Here is a 20,710-nt window from a genome sequence, read left to right as displayed (position 1 = left end):
GAGATCCTTCGCGTGAGCGACTTCGCCACCCCACCCGACCTGAGCGACGCCTTGGACCTGGTCCGCGACGTCGCCGACTTCCCGAAGCCCGGCGTGACGTTCAAGGACATCAGTCCGCTGCTGGCCGAGCCGACCGCGCTGGGCCGGGTCGTCGAGGCGCTCGCGGCTGCCGGTCGCGGTCCCGACGGGGCGGCCGCCGTCGACACCGTGGTCGGCATGGAGTCGCGCGGCTTCATCTTCGGTGCCCCGGTGGCGCTGGCCCTCGGCGTCGGATTCGTACCCGTCCGCAAGCCCGGCAAGCTGCCGGGGGAGACCCGGTCGGTCTCCTACGACCTGGAGTACGGCTCGGAGACCCTCGAGATCCTCGTCGACGCCCTCGCACCGGGTGAGCGGGTGCTGCTGGTCGACGACGTCCTCGCCACGGGCGGCACCGCCCGCGCGACCGCCGACCTGGTCGAGCAGGCCGGCGCCTCGGTGCACGCGCTGGCCGTGCTCCTCGAGCTCTCGTTCCTGCCCGGGCGGGCGACGCTGGGCGACGTACCCCTCACCGCGCTGCGGACAGTTTGAGAGCACGCCTGTCGGCCTAGACTGGCCTGACAGCGAGCGCGGAAGGTGGGTGCAGGCCGTATGGCGCAGGAGCCGGTCGATCGGCCAGAGGCCCGCGCGCGTCCGGCTCGTGGCACCCGGGTGCGTCCTGTCCCCGAGGAGGCCCGCACACCGTCGACGACCGGCGGCATGTCGGTACGCGCCCGGCTGGCCCGGCTGGGCACCCGCAGCCAGAACGGCAACCCCGTCCTCGAGCCGCTGTTCCGCGCCGTGCGCGCCAACCACGCCAAGGTCGACACCGCCCTGCTGGAGCGCGCGTACGCCACGGCCGAGCGGCTGCACGAGGGTCAGATGCGCCGCAGCGGGGACGCGTACATCACGCACCCGCTGGCCGTGACCACGATCCTCGCCGACATCGGGATGACCGAGCCCACGCTGGTGGCGGCGCTGCTCCACGACACGGTCGAGGACTGCGACTACACCCTCGACCAGCTGCGCGCGGACTTCGGCGACGAGGTCGCGCTGCTGGTCGACGGGGTCACCAAGCTGGACAAGGTCCGCTACGGCGACTCGGCGCAGTCCGAGACGATCCGCAAGATGATCGTGGCGATGAGTCGCGACATCCGCGTCCTCGTCATCAAGCTGGCCGACCGGCTGCACAACATGCGGACCCTGCGCTACCTCAAGGCCGAGACGCAGGAGCGCAAGGCCATCGAGACCCTCGAGATCTTCGCGCCGCTGGCCCACCGGCTCGGCATGAACACCCTGAAGTGGGAGCTCGAGGACCTCGCCTTCGCGACGCTGCACCCCAAGATCTACGACGAGATCGTCCGCCTGGTCGCCGAGCGCGCACCCTCGCGGGACCAGTTCCTCGCCGAGGTGATCGACAAGGTCGAGAAGGACCTCGCCGCCGCCCGGATCAAGGCCAAGGTGACCGGTCGACCCAAGCACTACTACTCGATCTACCAGAAGATGATCCATGGCTCCCGGGAGTTCTCCGACATCTACGACCTCGTCGGGATCCGGATCCTCGTCGACGACGCGGCCGCCTGCTACGCCGTGCTCGGGGTCCTGCACAACCGCTGGACGCCTATCCAGAACCGGTTCAAGGACTACGTCGCGCTGCCCAAGTTCAACCTCTACCAGTCGCTGCACACCACGGTGATGGGTCCGGCCGGCAAGCCGGTCGAGATGCAGATCCGGTCCTTCGCGATGCACCGGACCGCCGAGTACGGCGTCGCCGCGCACTGGAAGTACAAGGAGGACTCGCGCGCCGGCGTCGACACCGACAAGACGGTCGCCGAGTCCGACATGCCGTGGGTCAAGCAGCTGGTCGAGTTCCAGAACGAGTTCGGCGACGCCGGCGAGTTCCTGGACTCGCTGCGATTCGAGATCAACGCGGCGCAGGTCTACGTCTTCACCCCGCGCGGCGAGGTCATCCAGCTACCGGCGGGCGCCACCCCGGTCGACTTCGCGTACGCCATCCACACCGAGGTCGGGCACCACACCATCGGCGCGCGGGTCAACGGGCGGCTGGTGCCGCTGGAGTCGACGCTGGAGAACTCCGACGTCGTCGAGGTCTTCACCTCCAAGTCGCCGCAGGCCGGCCCGAGCCAGGACTGGCTGGGCTTCGTGAAGTCACCGCGCGCCCGCTCCAAGATCCGGCACTGGTTCACCAAGGAGCGGCGCGAGGAGGCGATCGAGCAGGGCAAGGACCAGATCGCACGGCTGCTGCGCAAGGAGGGCGTCCCGCTCAAGCGGGTGATGACCCACGACTCGCTGACCCAGGTCGCGGTCGACCTGCGCCTGGCCGACGTGAGCGCGCTCTACGCCGCGGTGGGCGAGGGCAACCTCGGCGCACAGACCGTCGTACGCAAGGTGATCGAGCTGTACGGCGGCGACGCCGGCGCCGACGAGGACCTCTCCGAGGCGACCCGGATTCCGCGCGGGCGGTCCCGCAGCCGCTCCTCCGACGACTCGGGCGTCATCGTGCGCGGCGTGTCCGACGTGATGGTGAAGCTCGCGCGCTGCTGCACCCCGGTGCCCGGCGACGAGATCATCGGCTTCGTGACCAAGGCCGCCGGGGTCTCCGTGCACCGTCGCGACTGCACCAACGCCGGCTCGCTGCTGTCCCAGCCGGAACGGCTGCTCGACGTGGAGTGGGAGCCGACCTCGAGCTCCACGTTCATGGTCAACATCATGGTCGAGGCCCTGGACCGCGCCCGGCTGCTCTCGGACATCACGATGGTGCTCTCCGACCAGCACGTGAACATCCTCAGCGCGACGCTGTCGACCACCCGCGACCGCGTGGCCAAGAGCCGGTTCAGCTTCGAGATGGGCGACCCCAAGCACCTCGGCGCGGTGCTCAAGTCCGTACGCCAGGTGGACGGCGTGTTCGACGCCTACCGGATCACCCAGTAGGGCCCGGCGCCGGCGACGTCGCGCCGCCGCCGGCTCAGCCGAACTCGGAGGCGGTGCGCTGCGCGGCCTCGAGGAACGTACGACGCCCCGCGAGGTCGCTCTCGAGCTGGGCCACGCGCTTGTCGTCGCCGGCCGCACGCGCCTTCTCCAGGTCGGCCTCGAGCGCGTCGACGGCGGCCTGCAGCTTGCCGACCATGTCGTCGGCGCGCGCCGACTTCTCCGGGTCGCTGCGCGTCCACTGCGCGTCCTCGGCGGAGCGGAGGGCCTGCTCGACCTTGCGGATCCGGCCCTCGAGCTCCTTCATCCGGTCCCGCGGCACCTTGCCGGCGTCCTCCCAGCGGTCGGCGATGTCGCGGAACGTGCGCTTGGCGGTGGGGAGGTCCTTGATCGGCAGCAGCGCCTCGGCCTCGACCAGCAGGGCGTCCTTGACCTCGGCGTTGCGGGCGAACTCCTCGTTCTCGGCGCGGTTGGCCTCGTCGCGTGCGTGGAAGAACACGTCCTGCGCGCCCCGGAAGCGCTGCCACAGCGCCTCGTCCTCCGCCTTCGGTGCCGGCCCGGCGGCCTTCCACTGGGTCATCAGGTCGCGGTAGCGGCCCGAGGTGGGGCCCCACTCCGTCGAGGTGGAGAGCGCCTCGGCCTCCTTGATCAGCCGCTCCTTGACGACCTGGGAGCCGGCGCGCTTCTCGTCCATCTCGGCGAAGTGCGCCTTGCGCGCCCGGGTGTACGTCGTGCGTGCGGCGGAGAAGCGCTTCCACAGCTCGTCGTCGGCCGCCTTGTCCAGGCGGGGGAGCGCCTTCCACTCCTCGAGCAGCTGACGCAGCAGGTTCGCGCCGTTGCGCCAGTCGGTGCCGGCCGCGACCCTCTCGGCGCGGGCGACGACCTTGTCCTTCGCGACCCGGGTCTCCTCCTTCTGCTTCGCCCGCTCGGCGCGACGGGTCTCGCGCTGCTCGGCGAGGACGGGGGAGAGGGCATCGAGGCGGGCGACGAGCCCGTCGAGGTCACCGACCGCGGGGGCGTCGACGACCTGCTCGCGCACCGCCTTGACCTGCTCCGCACCCTGCTCGGGCGACGTGGCGGCCGCAGCGACGCGCTCCTCGAGCAGGGTGACCTCGGTCGCGAGCGCGACGAAGCGTCGTACGAAGAAGTCCAGCGCCTCCTCCGGCGAGCCGGCGGCGTACTGGCCGACCGTGCGCTCGCCGTCGGCGGTCCGCACGTGCACCGTGCCGTCGTCCTCGACGCGGCCCCAGGTCGCCGCCTCGCGGGCCACGGCGGAGTCGTCCGGGCCGGACGTGGGCTGCACGACCTCCGGTGCGGTCGGCGCGGACCGCGGAGGTGCGGGACGGGCGCCGGCCGGCGGACGCGGGACGGGCGGAGGGCCCGGTCGCGGCGCGGCGGGCGCAGTCGGCGCTGCCGGTACGGCGGAGTCGGCCGTCGTCTCCTCGTCGGTCGGAGGCTGCTGGTCGTCGGGAGCGGTCATCTGATCCACCCTTGGTAGGCGCGTGGCGCCCGGTCGGCGCCGTTCGGCGGTGCGGAAACCCGGCCATCGTAGCCAGCGCCCTCCCGTTAGGCTTCCGGCCGTGGGCGGGAGCGACCGCCCGGCCATCCACACGCAGCGCCACCGAGAACGCAGGAGCGACCACCCGTGCTCATCGCAGGCTTCCCCGCCGGGCCCTGGGGCACCAACTGCTACGTCGTCGCCACCGGGCCCGGCACCGAGTGCGTCGTCGTCGACCCGGGCAAGGACGCCGCGGCCGGTGTCGCCGAGGTGGTCCGCGAGCACAAGCTGAAGCCGGTGTCGGTCCTGGTCACGCACGGCCACGTCGACCACATGTGGTGCGTCGCGCCGGTGGCGGGCACGTACGACGCCACCGCGTGGATCCACCCCGCCGACCGGCACCTGCTCTCCGACCCGCTGGCCGGGATGTCGAAGGAGAGCTCGGCGATGCTGATGGGAGGGCTGCTCGGCGACAAGCACCAGTTCGCCGAGCCCGACGACGTACGCGAGCTGGCCGACGGCCAGGGCCTGCAGCTGGCCGGTCTCGACTTCGTGGTGGACCACACGCCCGGTCACACCCAGGGGTCGGTGACCTTCCGGACGCCGTACGACGACCAGCCGGACGTCTCCGAGGTGCTCTTCGCCGGCGACCTGCTCTTCGCCGGGTCGATCGGGCGGACCGACCTGCCCGGCGGCGACCACCCGACGATGCTGCGCACGCTCGCGGCCAAGGTGCTGCCGATGCGCGACGACGTCGTCGTCCTCCCCGGGCACGGCGAGCAGACCTCGATCGGCCGCGAGCGGGCGACCAACCCGTTCCTGGCGGACCTGGACCCGGCGGATCCCACCGCGCCCGGCCCGACGCCCATCACGCGGGGCCTGTGATGGCGCGGCGTACCGCCGCGCTGAGCGGCTTCCCCGAGCTCCTGCCCGCCGACCGCGTCGTCGAGCAGCGTCTGGTCGAGACGCTGTCGCGCACCTTCGAGCTGCACGGCTTCGGCAACGTCGAGACCCGCGCGGTCGAGCCGCTGGAGCAGCTGCTCAGCAAGGGGGAGACCTCGAAGGAGGTCTACGTGCTGCGCCGGCTGCAGGAGACGGACGCCGACGCCACCTCGGGTCTCGGCCTGCACTTCGACCTCACGGTGCCGTTCGCGCGGTACGTCGTCGAGCACGCCGGCAAGCTGGAGTTCCCCTTCCGTCGCTACCAGATCCAGAAGGTCTGGCGCGGCGAGCGCCCGCAGGAGGGCCGCTACCGCGAGTTCACCCAGGCCGACATCGACATCGTCGGGCGCGATGAGCTGGCCTCCCACCACGACGTCGAGGTCGCGCGGGTGATGCTCGACGCGCTGCGCCGCCTCGACTTCCTGCCCGGCTTCACGCTGCAGGTCAACAACCGCAAGCTGCTCGAGGGCTACTTCCGCGGCCTGGGCCTCGAGGACCCGGGTCCGGCGATGACGGCGGTCGACAAGCTCGACAAGCAGTCGCCCGAGGCTGTCGCCGCACTCCTGGTCGAGGGCGGGATGGACGCCGACCTCGCCGAGCGCTGCCTGCGCATCGCCACCATCGCCACCCCGGACACCGGCTTCGTCGAGCAGGTCCGCGCCCTCGGCGTCGAGCACCCGCTGCTCGACGAGGGGCTCGCCGAGCTGGAGGCCGTCGTCGCCGGCTGCGCACCGCTGGTCACCGACCGTGTCTCGGTGGTGGCCGACCTCAAGATCGCGCGCGGCCTGGACTACTACACCGGGACGGTGTTCGAGACACGGTTGACCGGCCACGAGGGTCTCGGCTCGATCTGCTCGGGCGGACGCTACGACTCGCTGGCCACCGACGGGCGTACGACGTACCCCGGCGTCGGCATCTCGCTCGGCGTCAGCCGGGTGCTCGTGCCGCTGGTCAACGCGGGGGCGCTCGGGGGCGACCGACCCGTGCCCAGCGCCGTGCTCGTGGCCGTCGTCGACGAGGACTCGCGTCCCGTCAGCGACGCCGCGGCCGACGCCCTGCGCGCCCACGGTGTGCCCTGCGAGGTCGCGCCCGCCGCGCAGCGGTTCGGCAAGCAGATCCGCTACGCCGAGCGGCGCGGCATCCCGTACGTCCTGTTCCCCGGCGACGGCGAGGACAGCGCCGAGGTCAAGGACATCCGCTCGGGCGAGCAGGTCGCGGTCGATCCCGCGACCTGGACGCCACCACCGCAGGACCTGCACCCCAGCGTCCGCACCACCACCGAGGAGCACCCGTGATCCGCACCCACGACGCCGGCACCCTGCGCGCCGACAACGTCGGCCAGACCGTCACCCTCGCCGGCTGGGTGGCCCGGCGCCGCGACCACGGCGGCGTCGCCTTCCTCGACGTCCGCGACGCCTCCGGCGTCGTCCAGGTGGTCGCGCGCGACGAGGTGCTGACCGGCCGCGCCCACGACCTGCGCAACGAGTACGTCGTGAAGGTCACCGGCTCGGTCGTCGCCCGCGACGAGCACAACCGCAACCCCGAGCTCCCGACCGGCGACGTCGAGGTCGTGGCCGAGGGCATCGAGGTGCTCAACACGGCCGCGCCCCTGCCGTTCCCCATCGACGAGCACGTGGAGGTGGGGGAGGAGGCCCGGCTGCGGCACCGCTACCTCGACCTGCGGCGCTCGGGCCCGGCGCACGCGATCCGGATGCGCAGCCGGATCAACAAGGCGGCGCGCGACGCGCTCGCCGCGCACGACTTCGTCGAGGTCGAGACGCCGACGCTGACGCGCAGCACGCCCGAGGGTGCCCGGGACTTCCTGGTGCCGGCGCGTCTCGCGCCGGGCAGCTGGTACGCCCTCCCGCAGTCCCCGCAGCTGTTCAAGCAGCTGCTGATGGTGGCCGGCATGGAGCGGTACTTCCAGATCGCCCGCTGCTACCGCGACGAGGACTTCCGCGCCGACCGGCAGCCGGAGTTCACCCAGCTGGACATCGAGATGAGCTTCGTCGACCAGGACGACGTCATCGCGCTGATGGAGGACGTCCTCGCGGCGATGTGGTCGACCATCGGTCACGAGATCCCGCGCCCCATCCCGCGGATGACGTACGCCGAGGCGATGCGCCGCTTCGGCTCCGACAAGCCCGACCTGCGGATGGGCCAGGAGCTGGTCGAGTGCACCGACTACTTCGCCGACACGCCGTTCCGGGTGTTCCAGGCGGAGTACGTCGGCGCGGTCGTCATGCCCGGCGGCGCCTCCCAGCCGCGCAAGCAGCTCGACGCGTGGCAGGAGTGGGCCAAGCAGCGCGGCGCGAAGGGGCTGGCGTACGTCCTCGTGCAGGACGACGGCGAGCTCGGTGGCCCGGTGGCCAAGAACCTCTCCGAGTCCGAGCGCGCCGGACTCGCCGCGCACGTCGGCGCCGAGCCGGGCGACTGCGTGTTCTTCGGGGCCGGCGCGACGAAGTCGACCCGTGCGCTGCTCGGCGCGGCACGCCTGGAGATCGGGCGTCGCGGCGGTCTGATCGACGAGGACGCGTTCGCGTTCACGTGGGTCGTCGACGCGCCGATGTTCGAGCCCGCCTCCGACGCGGTGGCCAGCGGCGACGTCGCGGTGGGGTCCGGCGCCTGGACCGCGGTGCACCACGCGTTCACCGGTCCGAAGCCGGAGTTCGCCGACACCTTCGACACCGACCCCGGCAGTGCGCTGGCCTACGCCTACGACATCGTCTGCAACGGCAGCGAGCTCGGTGGCGGGTCGATCCGTATCCACCAGCGCGAGGTCCAGGAGCGCGTCTTCGCCGTCATGGGGCTCACCGAGGCCGAGGCGCAGGAGAAGTTCGGCTTCCTGCTCGACGCCTTCGCGTACGGCGCCCCGCCGCACGGTGGCATCGCCGTCGGCATGGACCGGATCTGCGCCATCCTCACGGGCAGCGACTCGATCCGCGACGTGATCGCCTTCCCGAAGTCCGGCGGCGGGTACGACCCGCTGACCGCCGCCCCCGCGCCGATCACGCCCGAGCAGCGCAAGGAGGCCGGCGTCGACGCGAAGCCGGAGAAGGAGCAGTCGGCGCAGTAGCCCGGCTCGCGCTCGCGGGGTCTCGACGGGCTGCCGAGAGATGGGCCGGTGACCGCCGAAGGTCGAGCAGGGAGCGAGCGCCAGCGAGTGAGCGGTTGTCGAGACCGCCTCCCGCACGGGGATGACCACCGGCACCCCCGCCGTTACCGATCCACAGGCCGCGCTTGGGTGCACGCCGTCCACAGGCGTACTGCCGCCGACGATGCCTGGGACGTCGACGGGTCAGCATGACGTGGTGGCCTGGACCTACATCCTTCGGTGCGCGGACGACAGCTACTACGTCGGGAGCACCATCGACCTCGAGCGTCGAGTAGGGCAGCACCAAGCGGGCGAAGGCGCGTCGTACACGCGCAAGCGGCGGCCTGTGGTCCTGGTGTGGAGCGCGCAGCAACGCAGCATCAAGGATGCCTTCCTCCTCGAGAAGCAGATCCAGAACTGGTCGCGCGCCAAGCGCGAGGCGCTGATCGAGGGCCGGTACGCCGACTTGCCCTCCCTCTCGCGCGGCTACTCCATGCGCGAGGACCGTGGCGGCTGAGGTCGCCGGGTGTCTCACGGCGGGCGGTCTCGACGACCGATCGCTCGCTGGGGCTCGCTCTCTGCTCGACCTCCGGTGGGTGCTGACACAGGTCGGTGTCCGGGAGGTGCGGAGACGACCGTCACGGAGCGATCCGACCCGTGTCCAGATCGTTACCGCGGGGGTCCTGGAAACATGGCCCGGCTCACATAGAGTCTCCACGCGCCGTCCGGGCGATCCCCGGTGTGCACCCAGGTCCCAGCCGTCTTAGGAAGATCCGAGGTCCAGATGTCTCTGTCGGAGTCGCAGCTCGAGGTCTCGCCCACGCCGGACGAGCCGAAGGCCGACGACCAGCCGCAGAGCCTCGAAGGTCTCTCACCGACGAAGCTCGCGGTGCGACGGTTCCGCAAGGACCGCCTGTCGATGATCGCGTTCTACGTCGTTGCCTTCGTCCTGGTCGCCGCGATCCTCGCGCCGATCTTCACCAAGATCGGCATCATCGACCCGATCAGCCTCAACCAGGACGACAAGCTGATCGACCCCACGCTCGGCGGTCTGCCGAGGGGCGCGGCCGGCGGCATCACCTGGGCCCACCCGCTCGGCATCGAGCCCGGCACGGGCCGCGACGTCCTCTCCCGGCTCTGGTACGGCGTCACCTTCTCGCTCTCGATCAGCCTCGCCGCGGCCATCGTGGCGATCGTGGTCGGCACCGTCCTCGGCATCATCGCCGGCTTCAGCGGCGGCCTGATCGACGCCACCGTCGGCCGGCTGATCGACCTGACTCTGTCCTTCCCGCAGACCCTGATGCTGCTGGCGCTGTCGTCGATCTTCGTGGCGGCGATCCAGCAGCGCACCGGGTTGTCGACGAACCCGGCGAACGCGGTCTACGAGATCGGGGTCCTCGGCCTCTTCGGCTGGCCGGCGGTCGCTCGACTGATCCGCGGGCAGGTGCTCTCGATCCGCGAACGCGAGTTCATCGAGGCGGCAAAGCTGCTCGGCGCCTCGCCTCGGCGGCTCTACTTCAAGGAGATCCTGCCCAACGTGTGGGCGCCGCTGCTGGTCTCCTTCACCCTGATCACACCGCAGTACGTCTCCGCCGAGGCCGCGCTGAGCTACCTCGGCGTGGGCATCAAGCCGCCCACGCCGACGCTGGGCAACATCCTCACCGACGGCGTCAACTACGCGTTGACCGACTTCACGTACTTCCTGTTCCCGGCCATCGTGATCGCCGTGATCGTGGTGTCGCTGAACCTCTTCGGCGACGGCGTCCGCGACGCGCTCGACCCGAAGGCCGACCGATGACGAGCACTTGTTCGTCGACCCCTCAGACCCCGACCGCAGCCCGCGGTCGGACGTGCCGCCGGTTCTCGGCGCGACACACACACAAGGAGAAGTGATGGCCAGCATTGCAAAGCGGGCGCTCGCAGCTGCCGCTGTGGCGTCCATGGCCGCGACGCTCGCCGCCTGTGGCGGCGGTGGCAGCGGCGACAACAGCAGCGCCGGGGACGCCGCCAAGTCCGGCTCCAAGGGCGGGACGCTGTACTACTACATCAACAAGCCGGTCGAGCACGTCGACCCGCAGCGGGTCTACGTCGGTCGCGACATCTCGAACCTGAACCGCACCGTCTACCGCGGGCTGGTCTCGTTCCCCGCCGACACCGACCCCGACGTCGCCAACAAGCCGGTCGCCGACCTCGCGACCGACACCGGCACCAAGAACGCCGACGCCACCCAGTGGAAGTTCACCATCAAGGACGGCGTCAAGTGGCAGGACGGCAAGCAGATCACCTGCGCCGACTTCAAGTACGGCGCCTCGCGCGCCTTCGCCACCGACGTGATCACCGGCGGCCCGAACTACATCCTCTCCTACCTCGACGTGCCCGAGGGCAGTGACGGCCTCCCGAGCTACACCGGGCCGTACAAGTCGAGCGCCGCAGGCAAGGCCGCCTTCGACAAGGCGATCACCTGCAGCGGCAACACCATCACGTACAACTTCAAGAAGCCGTGGCCGGACTTCCCGCTGGCCGTGGCCGCGCTGCACATGATGGACCCGTACCGCCAGGACAAGGACCAGGGCGACCGGTCCAACTACCAGATCTTCTCCAACGGCCCGTACAAGCTGCAGGGCGCCTGGTCGAAGAACAAGGGCGCGACGATGGTGCGCAACGACCAGTACGACCCCAGCACCGACTCCACCGAGATCCGCAAGGCCCTCCCGGACGAGATCGTCTTCGACATCGGCAAGTCCCAGGAGACCATCGCCGACCAGCTGATCGCCGACGGCGGCAACGACAAGTTCGCCGTCACCGGTGAGCGCGTCCCCTCGGCCTACTTCGCGCGCCTGACCGGTGCCGTCGCCGACCGCGCGGTCAACGTGCAGTCGCCGTTCGTGGACTACGTCCTGCCGAACTTCAAGAAGATGACGAACCCGAAGGTCCGCGAGGCGCTGGCGATGGCTGCCAACACCAAGGGCTGGATCGACGCCGGTGGTGGCTCGCGTGCGTACGCCGAGGCCAAGTCGATCGTGAACCCGTCGGTGACCGGCTACCAGGCCAACCCGGCCTTCACGGCGCCGGCCAGCGGTGACCCGGCGGCAGCGAAGAAGCTGCTGCAGGAGGCCGGTGTCACCACGCCGTACCCGATCACGTTCACCTACCCGAAGACCGACACCGCCGACAAGCAGGCCGCTGCGCTGCAGGCGACCTGGGACAAGGCCGGCTTCAAGGTGAGCCTCGACCCGCAGGGTGACACCTACTACGACGTCATCCAGAAGCCGAGCAACGGTGCCGACGTGATCTGGGGCGGCTGGGGTGCCGACTGGCCTTCCGCCATCACCGTCACGCCGCCGCTGTTCGACAGCCGCCCGAACCTGACCAAGAACTCCACCGGTCAGGACTACGGCAACTACAAGTCCGACACCTTCAACAAGATCGTCGACCAGGCCCAGAGCGCGGCCGACCTCGGCGACCAGACGAAGGCTCTGCAGGCTGCCGACGAGCAGCTGGGCAAGGACTTCGCGTACATCCCGCTGGAGAGCCAGAAGTTCAACTTCCTCCGCGGCTCGAAGGTGAGCGGGTACAACAACACTCCCGCCTCCGCGATGTACCCGGACCTCGGTCCGATCTCGCTCGAGAAGTGACAACCCTGTAGCACCCACCGGTGCCGGTGGCCGGGCGACTCGTCCGGCCACCGGCACCACCGGTGCGTGTGAGCCACGAGCTGACACACGCACGACAGCCCTCCTCCACCCTCCAAGGGGAATCCCGTGTTCGCCTACGTCATCCGCCGTCTCTTCGTCGGCGTGATCATGCTGCTGGTGATGAGCCTGGTGACGTTCCTGCTGTTCTTCGCAGGCCCGCTCGACCCGGCCCGCTTCGCCTGCGGGAAGAACTGCTCAGAGGCCCAGCAGGCGCAGACCTCCAAGGCCCTCGGCTTCGACAAGTCACCGGTCGTCCAGTGGTCCGACTTCGTCAAGGGCGTCGTCACGGGACGCCAGTTCCCCGACGACCCGGCGCTGCGCAAGGCGGCGCCCAAGCTGGTCACCGACTGCCCGACCGGGTGCCTGGGCTACTCCGTCGTGTCCACGAGCACGGTGAACAAGGAGTTCAAGGAGGCGATACCGGTCTCGGTGTCGATCGCCATCTTCGCGTTCATCATGTGGATCATCGGCGGGGTGCTGTTCGGCGTCATCGCGGCGCTGTTCAAAGGTCGGTTGCTCGACCGCGGGATCGTCGGGATCGCACTGGTCTTCTTCGCCTTCCCGACGTTCTTCATCGGCCAGCTCTTCTTGCAGTTCGTCGCCATCAAGTGGCGCGTCTTCGAGGTGCCCGACTACATGTCGATAGCCGAGGGAGGCATAGGCGCCTGGGCGTACAACCTGCTGCTCCCGGCGTTCACGCTCGCGCTGTTCTACATGGCCGGCTACGTCCGGATGACGCGCGCCTTCGTCCTGGAGTCGATGGGTGAGGACTACCTGCGCACGGCACGAGCCAAGGGTGTGCGCCAGTCCCGGGTGCTGTTCAAGCACGCGCTGCGCGCCGCGCTGACCCCGCTGGTGACGATGGCAGGCCTCGACTTCGCCAGCCTGCTGGGCGGCGCGATCATCACCGAGACCGTCTTCAACTTCAACGGCCTGGGGAAGCTGGCCGTGGTCGCGGTGAACACCTACGACCTCCCCACACTGGTGGGTCTGGTGATCCTGCTGGCCACCTTCGTGATCCTCGCCAACATCGTCGTCGACATCCTGTACGCCGTCATCGACCCGCGCGTCCGCGTTGGCTGAGCGCGGCAGACTAGGACAGGTGATCTCCTCGTGAGCAGCAGCACCCCCACCCTCGCCCAGGGCGTCGGCACCGGCGCCGGCGCGTCGGGCACGCCGTTCCTCTCCGTCCGCGACCTGAAAGTCCACTTCCCGACGCCGGACGGGGTCGTCAAGGCGACCGACGGCCTCAGCTTCGGTCTCGAGCGGGGCCGCACGCTCGGGATCGTCGGCGAGTCCGGCTCGGGCAAGTCCGTGTCCAGCTCGACCATCCTCGGACTGCACCGGGGCTCGCGGGCGATGGTGTCCGGCGAGATCCTGCTCGACGGCACCGACCTGCTCAGCCTCAGCGACGAGGAGATGCGGCTGCGTCGCGGGCGTGAGGTCTCGATGATCTTCCAGGACCCGCTCTCGGCGATGCACCCGTACTACACGGTCGGCAACCAGATCGCCGAGGCGTACCGGGTCCACAACGACGTCAACCGCAAGCAGGCGCGAGCCCGGGCGATCGAGATGCTCGACCGGGTCGGGATCCCGCAGCCGGACCGGCGCGTCGACGACTACCCGCACCAGTACTCCGGCGGCATGCGCCAGCGCGCGATGATCGCCATGGGCCTGATCAACGACCCGGGCCTGCTGATCGCCGACGAGCCGACGACGGCGCTGGACGTCACCGTCCAGGCGCAGATCCTCGACCTGCTCCAGGACCTGCAGAAGGAGTTCAACTCCGCCATCGTCATCATCACCCACGACCTGGGTGTCGTGGCCGAGATGGCCGACGAGGTGCTGGTGATGTACGCCGGCCGGTGCGTGGAGTACGGCCCCACCAAGCAGATCCTCACCAACCCGGAGATGCCCTACACCTGGGGCCTGCTCTCCAGCGTGCCGGACGTCACCGGCGACACCGACGCTCGGCTGGTGCCGATCCCGGGCAACCCGCCGAGCCTGCTCAACCCGCCCACGGGTTGCGCCTTCCACCCGCGGTGCACCTACCGCGACAAGGTGCCGGGAAGCCTGTGCACCACCGACCTGCCCGAGCTGACCCCGGCCAAGTCCGGGGGCTTCCACGTGCGCCGCTGTCACCTGCCGGACCCGGCGGCGGTGTACGCCGAGGAGGTCGTGCCGGAGATGCAGGCCGACATGACGGGTGAGCCGATCGAGGAGACCGAGAAGTGAGCACGACCAGCGCCGCGCCGAAGCACGCCCGCCCGTCGGGGTCGGGTGTCGAGCCGATCCTCTCGGTCGAGGACCTGCAGATGTACTTCCCGGTCAAGAGCCGGGGGGTCATCCGCCGCACGATCGGTCACGTGCAGGCTGTCGACGGGGTCTCCTTCGAGGTGCCGAAGGGCGGCTCGCTGGGACTGGTGGGGGAGTCGGGGTGCGGCAAGTCGACCACCGGCCGGCTGATCACCCGCCTCTACAAGCCGACCGGCGGATCGATCGGCTTCGAGGGCGAGGACATCGCCGGCTTCTCGCCGCGGCAGCTGATGCCGTTGCGCCGCGAGATCCAGATGATCTTCCAGGACCCGGCGACCTCGCTGAACCCGCGCCACACGGTCGGCCAGATCATCGGTGCCCCGCTGGTGATCCACAAGATCACCGGCAAGGACGGTGTGATGCCGCGGGTCAAGGAGCTGCTGGAGATCGTCGGGCTCAACCCCGAGCACGTGAACCGCTACCCGCACGAGTTCTCCGGCGGGCAGCGCCAGCGCATCGGGATCGCTCGCGCGCTGACCCTGCAGCCGAAGCTGCTGGTCGCCGACGAGCCGGTCTCCGCGCTGGACGTGTCGATCCAGGCGCAGGTGATCAACCTGCTTCAGGACCTGCAGCGCGAGTTCGACATCGCCTTCCTCTTCATCGCCCACGACCTGGCCATCGTGCGGCACTTCTGCCCGGAGATCGCGGTGATGTACCTCGGCAAGATCGTCGAGGTCGCCGACCGCGAGTCGCTCTACACCCGGCCGCTGCACCCGTACACCCAGGCGCTGCTCTCCGCGGTGCCCGACGTCCGTCAGGCGGCCGTCGGTGGTCGGCGGGAGCGGATTCGCCTGCAGGGTGACGTCCCCAGCCCGATCAACCCCCCGTCGGGCTGCCGTTTCCGCACGCGCTGCCCGATCGCGAAGGACGTCTGCGCGAAGGTCGAGCCGCCGCTGATGCAGGTCGGCCCGCGGCACAAGGTCGCCTGCCACTTCGCCGGCGAGCTCGGACACCACCCGGCGGTGCCGGTGACCGGGATCGACGTCGAGGGTGCTGCGACCGGCGGGACGGTGGTCGAGTCCGCCGGTCCGGGCTTCGAGGACACCTGGCTGGACCTGAGCACCGGACAGCGGACGGGCGCCTGAGCAGGTCTCGACAGGCTCGACCTCCGGTGGTCGTGTGGGGTCGCGGGGTCTCGTCGCGCTCGCTGGTGCTCGCTGCTCGACCACCTGGCCCGAGGTGGTCGAGCCCGACCGAGCGCCAGCGAGGGACGACGTCGAGACCACGACGGTCGCCGGCCTCGGGGTGCGGTACGCGGTCGGGGTGTCGTACGCCGGCCGTAGGGTGATCCGGTGACCGGGACCGACGCGGACGAGCCGCTGCTGGACCTGCCGACGCCCGCTCCCGCGGCGCGTGCGGCGGGGCCCGGGGCGGGGACGCTCGCCGGCAACGCGCACTCCTCGGCGCCGCTGGCGGTGCGGATGCGTCCGCGCACGCTCGACGAGCTGGCCGGTCAGCAGCACCTGCTCGCGCCCGGCGCGCCGCTGCGCCGGCTGGTCGAGGGAGACCAGCCGATGTCGCTGCTGCTGTGGGGGCCGCCGGGGACCGGCAAGACCACGATCGCCTCGATCGTCAGCCAGCAGACCAACCGCCACTTCGTCGAGGTCTCGGCGGTCGCGGCCGGGGTCAAGGAGGTGCGGGCGGCGATCGACACCGCGCGCAACCGGCTGGCCCGCTCCGGCGAGGAGACGGTCCTCTTCGTCGACGAGGTGCACCGGTTCACCAAGGCCCAGCAGGACGCGCTGCTGCCCGGCGTGGAGAACCGCTGGGTGACGCTGGTCGCCGCGACGACCGAGAACCCGTTCTTCTCCGTCATCTCGCCCCTGCTCTCACGCTCGCTGCTGCTCACCCTCGAGCCGTTGACCGACGACGACGTGGCCGCCCTGATCGACGCCGCCCTGGTCGCCGAACGGGGGCTCGCGGGCCAGGTCACCCTCGACGAGGACGCGCGCAAGCACCTGGTCCGGCTCGCCGGCGGCGACGCACGACGTGGGCTGACCTACCTCGAGGCCGCCGCGGGAGCGGCGATCTCCGCGCAGGCGGAGACCATCGACCTCGCCACGACCGAGCGCGCGGTGGACCGGGCCGCGGTGAGGTACGACCGGCAGGGCGACCAGCACTACGACGTCACCAGCGCGTTCATCAAGTCGGTGCGCGGCTCGGACGCCGATGCGGCGCTGCACTACCTCGCCCGGATGATCGAGGCCGGGGAGGACCCGCGGTTCATCGCGCGTCGCCTGGTGATCCTGGCCAGCGAGGACGTCGGGCTGGCCGATCCGACCGCCCTGACCACCGCGGTCGCCGCCGCGCAGACCGTGCAGCTGATCGGGATGCCGGAGGGGCGGCTGACGCTCGCCCAGGCGACGATCGCGCTGGCCGTCGCCCCGAAGTCCAACGCCGTGACCCGTGCGATCGACGCTGCGCAGGCCGACGTACGACGCGGTCTGGTCGGCGCGGTGCCGCCGCACCTGCGCGACGCGCACTACCCCGGAGCCAAGGACCTGGGGCACGGCACGCGCTACACCTACGCCCACGACGCGCCGTACGCCGTCGCCGAGCAGCAGTACGCGCCCGACGAGCTGGCGGACGCGCACTACTACGAGCCGACCAGCCACGGTGCCGAGGCGAGCGTCAAGGAGCGCTGGGAGCGTGTGCGTCGGATGGTGCGCGGTCGGTAGGGTCCTCATCTGTGACGTGGCAGACCTGGGTGATCGGCGGGCTGGCGGTGGCGGTGCTGCTGCTGGCCGGGTACGTCGTCGCCCTGCACCGCCGCCTCGCAGTCGCGACGGCCGACACGGCTGTTCCCGAGTCGGCGCCCGTCCAGGACCAAGCGCCCCCTCGGCTCCCTGCGGAGGGGACATCCGCGGAGGTGGAGTACCTCATCACTCGCGTCGGCGAGCCGGACCTGCGCGACGAGGAGGACCAGCGCCCCACGGTGCGTGACTCGGTGGTGCTCTCGGCGACACTGGGCGAGCCGCTGGTGAAGGTGGTCGCCCTGGTCCACGGGCTGCGTCGCGCGCTGTCCCCGGCCAACCGCAACCGGATCGGCTTCGAGGTGCGCCAGGAGGTGCGCCGCTCCCGGAAGGTGCGCCGCCAGGAGATGCGGGTCGCGTGGCGCGAGATGAAGGCCCGCGAGCGGGCCGGGGAGACCGCTCACGAGACGGCACAGGAGACGGTGCGAGAGCCCGCCGCGGAGCGCGTCTGATGCGGCCGCTGTGGTTCGTGGCCGGCGCGGGCGCCGGCCTCTACGTCGCGTTCAAGGCGCGCCGGGCGGCCGAGGCACTGACTCCCGAGGGGTTCAGCGACCGGGTGGCAGGTCTCCAGCTCGGCTGGGAGATGTTCACCGACGAGGTCCGGGCCGGGATGGACGAGAAGGAGTCCGAGCTGCGGACGCGGATGGCCCGGCTCGAGGCGCACGAGGAGCGCCGGCAGCTGCCGGGTGAGAGCGACGGACGAGAGCAGGACGGCCCGGAGGAGGGGCCTGACGATGGACAGCAGTGAGATCAGGGCGGCCTTCGCTGCCCACTTCGAGCGCGCGGGTCACGAGCGGGTCCCGTCGGCCTCGCTGCTCGTCGACGACCCCACGCTGCTGTTCGTGAACGCCGGGATGGTGCCGTTCAAGCCGTACTTCCTCGGCCAGGAGTCACCGCCGTGGCCGCGGGCGACGAGCGTGCAGAAGTGCATCCGCACCCCCGACATCGAGGACGTCGGCAAGACCACCCGGCACGGCACGTTCTTCGAGATGTGCGGCAACTTCTCCTTCGGCGACTACTTCAAGGAGCGGGCCATCGAGCTCGCCTGGGCGCTGGTGACCACGCCGGTCGCCGACGGGGGCTGGGGGCTGGAGGAGTCCCGGCTCTACCCGAGCGTGTACGCCGAGGACGCCGACGCGCTCGAGCTCTGGGTGAAGGTCACCGGCCTGCCCCGGGAGCGGATCCTCCGCCTGGGGCGCAAGGAGAACTACTGGTCGATGGGCGTGCCCGGCCCGGGCGGACCGTGCTCGGAGATCCTCTACGACCGGGGCCCGGAGTACGGCCCGGACTTCGACCCCTCCGCGCTGGGGCCGGACATGCCGGTCGAGCTGGAGGACCGGCTGCTGGAGGTCTGGAACCTGGTCTTCATGCAGGAGGACCTCTCCGCGGTGCGCTCGAAGTCCGACTTCGACATCGCCGGCCCGCTGCCGCACAAGAACATCGACACCGGCATGGGCCTCGAGCGGATCGCGATGCTGCTGCAGGGCGTCGAGAACATGTACGAGATCGACACCATGCGCCCGGTGATCGTCCGGGCGGAGGAGCTCGCCGGCCGCCGGTACGGCGCCGACCCGCTCGACGACGTGCGGTTCCGGGTCGTCTCCGACCACGTCCGCAGCTCGATGATGCTGATCGGCGACGGCGTGACGCCCGGCAACGAGGGCCGCGGCTACGTCCTGCGCCGTCTGCTGCGCCGGGCGGTGCGCTCGATGCGGCTGCTCGGCACCGAGGACGTCGTGCTGCCCGAGCTGATGCCGGTCAGCCGCGACCTGATGGGGCAGACGTACTCCGAGCTGCTCACCGACTGGGACCGGATCGCGCGGGTCGCGTACGCCGAGGAGGAGGCGTTCCGCAAGACGCTGCAGGCCGGGACGGCGATCTTCGACCAGGCGGCCGCGGAGGTGAAGGGCGGCGGCGGGACCGAGCTGGCCGGCGCGCAGGCGTTCGCGCTTCACGACACGTACGGCTTCCCGATCGACCTGACCCTGGAGATGGCCTCCGAGACCGGCCTGTCCGTCGACGAGGCCGGCTTCCGGTCGCTGATGAGCGAGCAGCGCGAGCGGGCCAAGGCCGACGCCCGGGCCAAGAAGGGGCAGCACGCCGACACCGCGATCTACCGCTCCGTCCTCGACGAGCACGGCCCGACGGACTGGTTGGCGTACGAGACGCTGAGCACCGAGTCCCGGCCGCTGGCGCTGTTCAGCGGCGGGACGCCGGTCCAGCGGCTCGGCGAGGGCGACATCGGCGAGCTGGTGCTGGACCGCACGCCGTTCTACGCCGAGTCCGGTGGCCAGGAGGCCGACGCGGGGATCATCGAGCTGCCGCACGGCCGGCTGGAGGTCCTCGACGTGCAGCGTCCGGTGCGCGGCCTGGTCACCCACCAGGTCCGGGTCGTCGACGGCGAGCTCGACCTCGGGTCGGGGGAGACCCTCCACGCCCAGGTCGACGAGGAGTGGCGCACGGGCGCGCGCCAGGCGCACTCCGGCACGCACGTCGTGCACGCCGCGCTGCGCGAGGTGCTCGGACCCTCGGCGCTGCAGAGCGGGTCCTACAACCGGCCGGGCTACCTGCGCCTGGACTTCGGCTGGAACGCCGCGCTCGACCCCGAGCAGCTGGCCCGGATCGAGGAGGTCTCGAACCGCGCGCTGCGCGCGGACCTGCCGGTCGGGTGGCAGTACATGACCCTGCCCGAGGCCAAGGAGTGGGGCGCGATCGCGCTGTTCGGGGAGACCTACGACGCCGGGCAGGTGCGCGTCGTCGAGATCGGCGGCCCGTGGTCGCGCGAGCTGTGCGGCGGCACCCACGTCGAGCACTCCAGCCAGATCGGCACGCTCGTGGTCACCGGCGAGTCGTCGGTGGGCTCGGGCAGCCGGCGCATCGAGGCGTACACCGGTGTGGAGGGCTTCGCCTACCTCGCCCGCGAGCGCGACCTGGTCGCGCAGCTCACGACGCTGCTCAAGACCCGTCCCGACGACCTGGTGGGCCGGGTCGGCGACCTCGTCGAGCGGGTGCGGGTCGCGGAGAGGGAGATCGAGCACGCGCGCACCGCGCAGCTGCTGGCCTCGGCCGGCACGTTCGCGGACGACGCCGAGGACGTCGACGGGATCGCCTGGGCCGGTCGTACGGTCGAGGGTGCGGGCGGCGGCGACGTCCGCACGCTGGCGCTGGACGTGCGGGGTCGCATGGCGTCGGAGCGTCCGGCCGTCGTCGCCCTGGTCGGGGTGAAGGACGACAAGCCTGCTGTCGTGGTCGCGCTGAACGACGCGGCCCAGGCGCGCGGTCTCGCGGCGGGTGACCTCGTCCGCACCGCGTGCGGTGTGCTCGGCGGCAAGGGCGGTGGCAAGGCGGACCTCGCGCAGGGCGGTGGGAACGACGCGTCCCAGGCGGCCGCGGCGCTGGACGCGGTACGCGCGCTGGTCGCCCAGGCGTCGGCGCAGGTGCACTGAGT

General features: G+C 71.0%; 16 protein-coding genes. 15 read left to right on the top strand and 1 reads right to left on the bottom strand.

Translation table 11 applies throughout. The features are described from left to right. Positions 1 to 12: 12 nt before the first annotated feature. Together IEX42_RS03545 and IEX42_RS03540 are read left to right on the top strand one after the other, a co-directional pair. Entirely contained in the window at positions 13 to 567 is a 555-nt protein-coding gene (locus IEX42_RS03545) for an adenine phosphoribosyltransferase (protein ID WP_188778280.1), read from the top strand. 60 nt (positions 568 to 627) lie between these two features. After that, on the top strand, positions 628 to 2,967 hold the full coding sequence (locus IEX42_RS03540; protein ID WP_188778278.1) for a RelA/SpoT family protein: 2,340 nt from the start codon (positions 628 to 630) through the stop codon (positions 2,965 to 2,967). A 34-nt stretch (positions 2,968 to 3,001) separates the two neighbouring features. Here the strand turns inward: IEX42_RS03540 and IEX42_RS03535 are convergent, their stop codons facing one another. After that, positions 3,002 to 4,444 (bottom strand): DUF349 domain-containing protein, encoded by a 1,443-nt coding sequence (locus tag IEX42_RS03535; protein WP_188778276.1) that lies wholly within the window; start codon positions 4,442 to 4,444, stop codon positions 3,002 to 3,004. 165 nt (positions 4,445 to 4,609) lie between these two features. On the opposite strand from IEX42_RS03535, the gene IEX42_RS03530 reads away from it, so the two are divergent. The 13 genes from IEX42_RS03530 to alaS all read left to right on the top strand — a co-directional run bounded on the left by IEX42_RS03530 (position 4,610) and on the right by alaS (position 20,708). Continuing rightward, on the top strand, positions 4,610 to 5,347 hold the full coding sequence (locus tag IEX42_RS03530; RefSeq protein WP_188778274.1) for an MBL fold metallo-hydrolase: 738 nt from the start codon (positions 4,610 to 4,612) through the stop codon (positions 5,345 to 5,347). Further along, a complete protein-coding gene (gene hisS, locus IEX42_RS03525; RefSeq protein ID WP_188778273.1) occupies positions 5,347 to 6,699 on the top strand; it encodes a histidine--tRNA ligase in 1,353 nt (450 codons plus the stop codon). Before IEX42_RS03530 ends, hisS begins: the two co-directional genes overlap by 1 nt. Then, complete coding sequence (aspS, locus tag IEX42_RS03520; protein ID WP_188778271.1) at positions 6,696 to 8,480, top strand: aspartate--tRNA ligase; 1,785 nt, start codon at positions 6,696 to 6,698, stop codon at positions 8,478 to 8,480. The genes hisS and aspS overlap by 4 nt, the downstream gene beginning before the upstream one ends. A 235-nt stretch (positions 8,481 to 8,715) precedes the next feature. Then, positions 8,716 to 9,015: a GIY-YIG nuclease family protein gene (locus IEX42_RS03515; RefSeq protein ID WP_229660568.1), complete on the top strand. Its 300-nt coding sequence runs from the start codon at positions 8,716 to 8,718 to the stop codon at positions 9,013 to 9,015. A 267-nt stretch (positions 9,016 to 9,282) separates the two neighbouring features. Continuing rightward, complete coding sequence (locus IEX42_RS03510; RefSeq protein ID WP_188778269.1) at positions 9,283 to 10,296, top strand: ABC transporter permease; 1,014 nt, start codon at positions 9,283 to 9,285, stop codon at positions 10,294 to 10,296. Positions 10,297 to 10,390: 94 nt separating this feature from the next. Beyond that, complete coding sequence (locus tag IEX42_RS03505) at positions 10,391 to 12,133, top strand: ABC transporter substrate-binding protein (RefSeq protein WP_188778267.1); 1,743 nt, start codon at positions 10,391 to 10,393, stop codon at positions 12,131 to 12,133. Positions 12,134 to 12,259: 126 nt separating this feature from the next. After that, positions 12,260 to 13,276: an ABC transporter permease gene (locus IEX42_RS03500; RefSeq protein ID WP_188778264.1), complete on the top strand. Its 1,017-nt coding sequence runs from the start codon at positions 12,260 to 12,262 to the stop codon at positions 13,274 to 13,276. A 114-nt stretch (positions 13,277 to 13,390) separates the two neighbouring features. Next, complete coding sequence (locus tag IEX42_RS03495) at positions 13,391 to 14,428, top strand: ABC transporter ATP-binding protein (protein ID WP_229660945.1); 1,038 nt, start codon at positions 13,391 to 13,393, stop codon at positions 14,426 to 14,428. Next, positions 14,425 to 15,594, top strand: coding sequence for an ABC transporter ATP-binding protein (locus tag IEX42_RS03490; protein WP_188778260.1), 1,170 nt, complete (start codon positions 14,425 to 14,427; stop codon positions 15,592 to 15,594). The genes IEX42_RS03495 and IEX42_RS03490 overlap by 4 nt, the downstream gene beginning before the upstream one ends. A 207-nt stretch (positions 15,595 to 15,801) precedes the next feature. Further along, positions 15,802 to 17,187 (top strand): replication-associated recombination protein A, encoded by a 1,386-nt coding sequence (locus IEX42_RS03485; RefSeq protein ID WP_373286182.1) that lies wholly within the window; start codon positions 15,802 to 15,804, stop codon positions 17,185 to 17,187. Between the two features lie 11 nt (positions 17,188 to 17,198). Further along, the gene (locus tag IEX42_RS03480) at positions 17,199 to 17,714 is read left to right on the top strand and encodes a hypothetical protein (RefSeq protein WP_188778258.1); all 516 of its coding nucleotides are present in this window, start codon (positions 17,199 to 17,201) and stop codon (positions 17,712 to 17,714) included. Further along, positions 17,714 to 18,010 (top strand): DUF6167 family protein, encoded by a 297-nt coding sequence (locus tag IEX42_RS03475; RefSeq protein WP_188778256.1) that lies wholly within the window; start codon positions 17,714 to 17,716, stop codon positions 18,008 to 18,010. The genes IEX42_RS03480 and IEX42_RS03475 overlap by 1 nt, the downstream gene beginning before the upstream one ends. Further along, the gene (gene alaS / locus IEX42_RS03470; RefSeq protein ID WP_188778254.1) at positions 17,997 to 20,708 is read left to right on the top strand and encodes an alanine--tRNA ligase; all 2,712 of its coding nucleotides are present in this window, start codon (positions 17,997 to 17,999) and stop codon (positions 20,706 to 20,708) included. Before IEX42_RS03475 ends, alaS begins: the two co-directional genes overlap by 14 nt. The last annotated feature ends 2 nt before the right edge of the window (positions 20,709 to 20,710 follow it).

This window comes from Marmoricola endophyticus (assembly GCF_014644415.1).
GTDB lineage: Bacteria > Actinomycetota > Actinomycetes > Propionibacteriales > Nocardioidaceae > Marmoricola > Marmoricola endophyticus.
Note: the sequence above shows the minus strand (reverse complement) of the source record. Positions and strands in the feature narration are given on the sequence as shown.

Coding starts and splice junctions, on each gene's coding strand:
- IEX42_RS03475 (WP_188778256.1), top strand. CDS start 17,714: ATGCGGCCGCTGTGGTTCGTGGCCGGCGCGGGCGCCGGCCTCTACGTC.
- IEX42_RS03505 (WP_188778267.1), top strand. CDS start 10,391: ATGGCCAGCATTGCAAAGCGGGCGCTCGCAGCTGCCGCTGTGGCGTCC.
- hisS (WP_188778273.1), top strand. CDS start 5,347: ATGGCGCGGCGTACCGCCGCGCTGAGCGGCTTCCCCGAGCTCCTGCCC.
- IEX42_RS03510 (WP_188778269.1), top strand. CDS start 9,283: ATGTCTCTGTCGGAGTCGCAGCTCGAGGTCTCGCCCACGCCGGACGAG.
- IEX42_RS03540 (WP_188778278.1), top strand. CDS start 628: ATGGCGCAGGAGCCGGTCGATCGGCCAGAGGCCCGCGCGCGTCCGGCT.
- alaS (WP_188778254.1), top strand. CDS start 17,997: ATGGACAGCAGTGAGATCAGGGCGGCCTTCGCTGCCCACTTCGAGCGC.
- IEX42_RS03535 (WP_188778276.1), bottom strand. CDS start 4,444: ATGACCGCTCCCGACGACCAGCAGCCTCCGACCGACGAGGAGACGACG.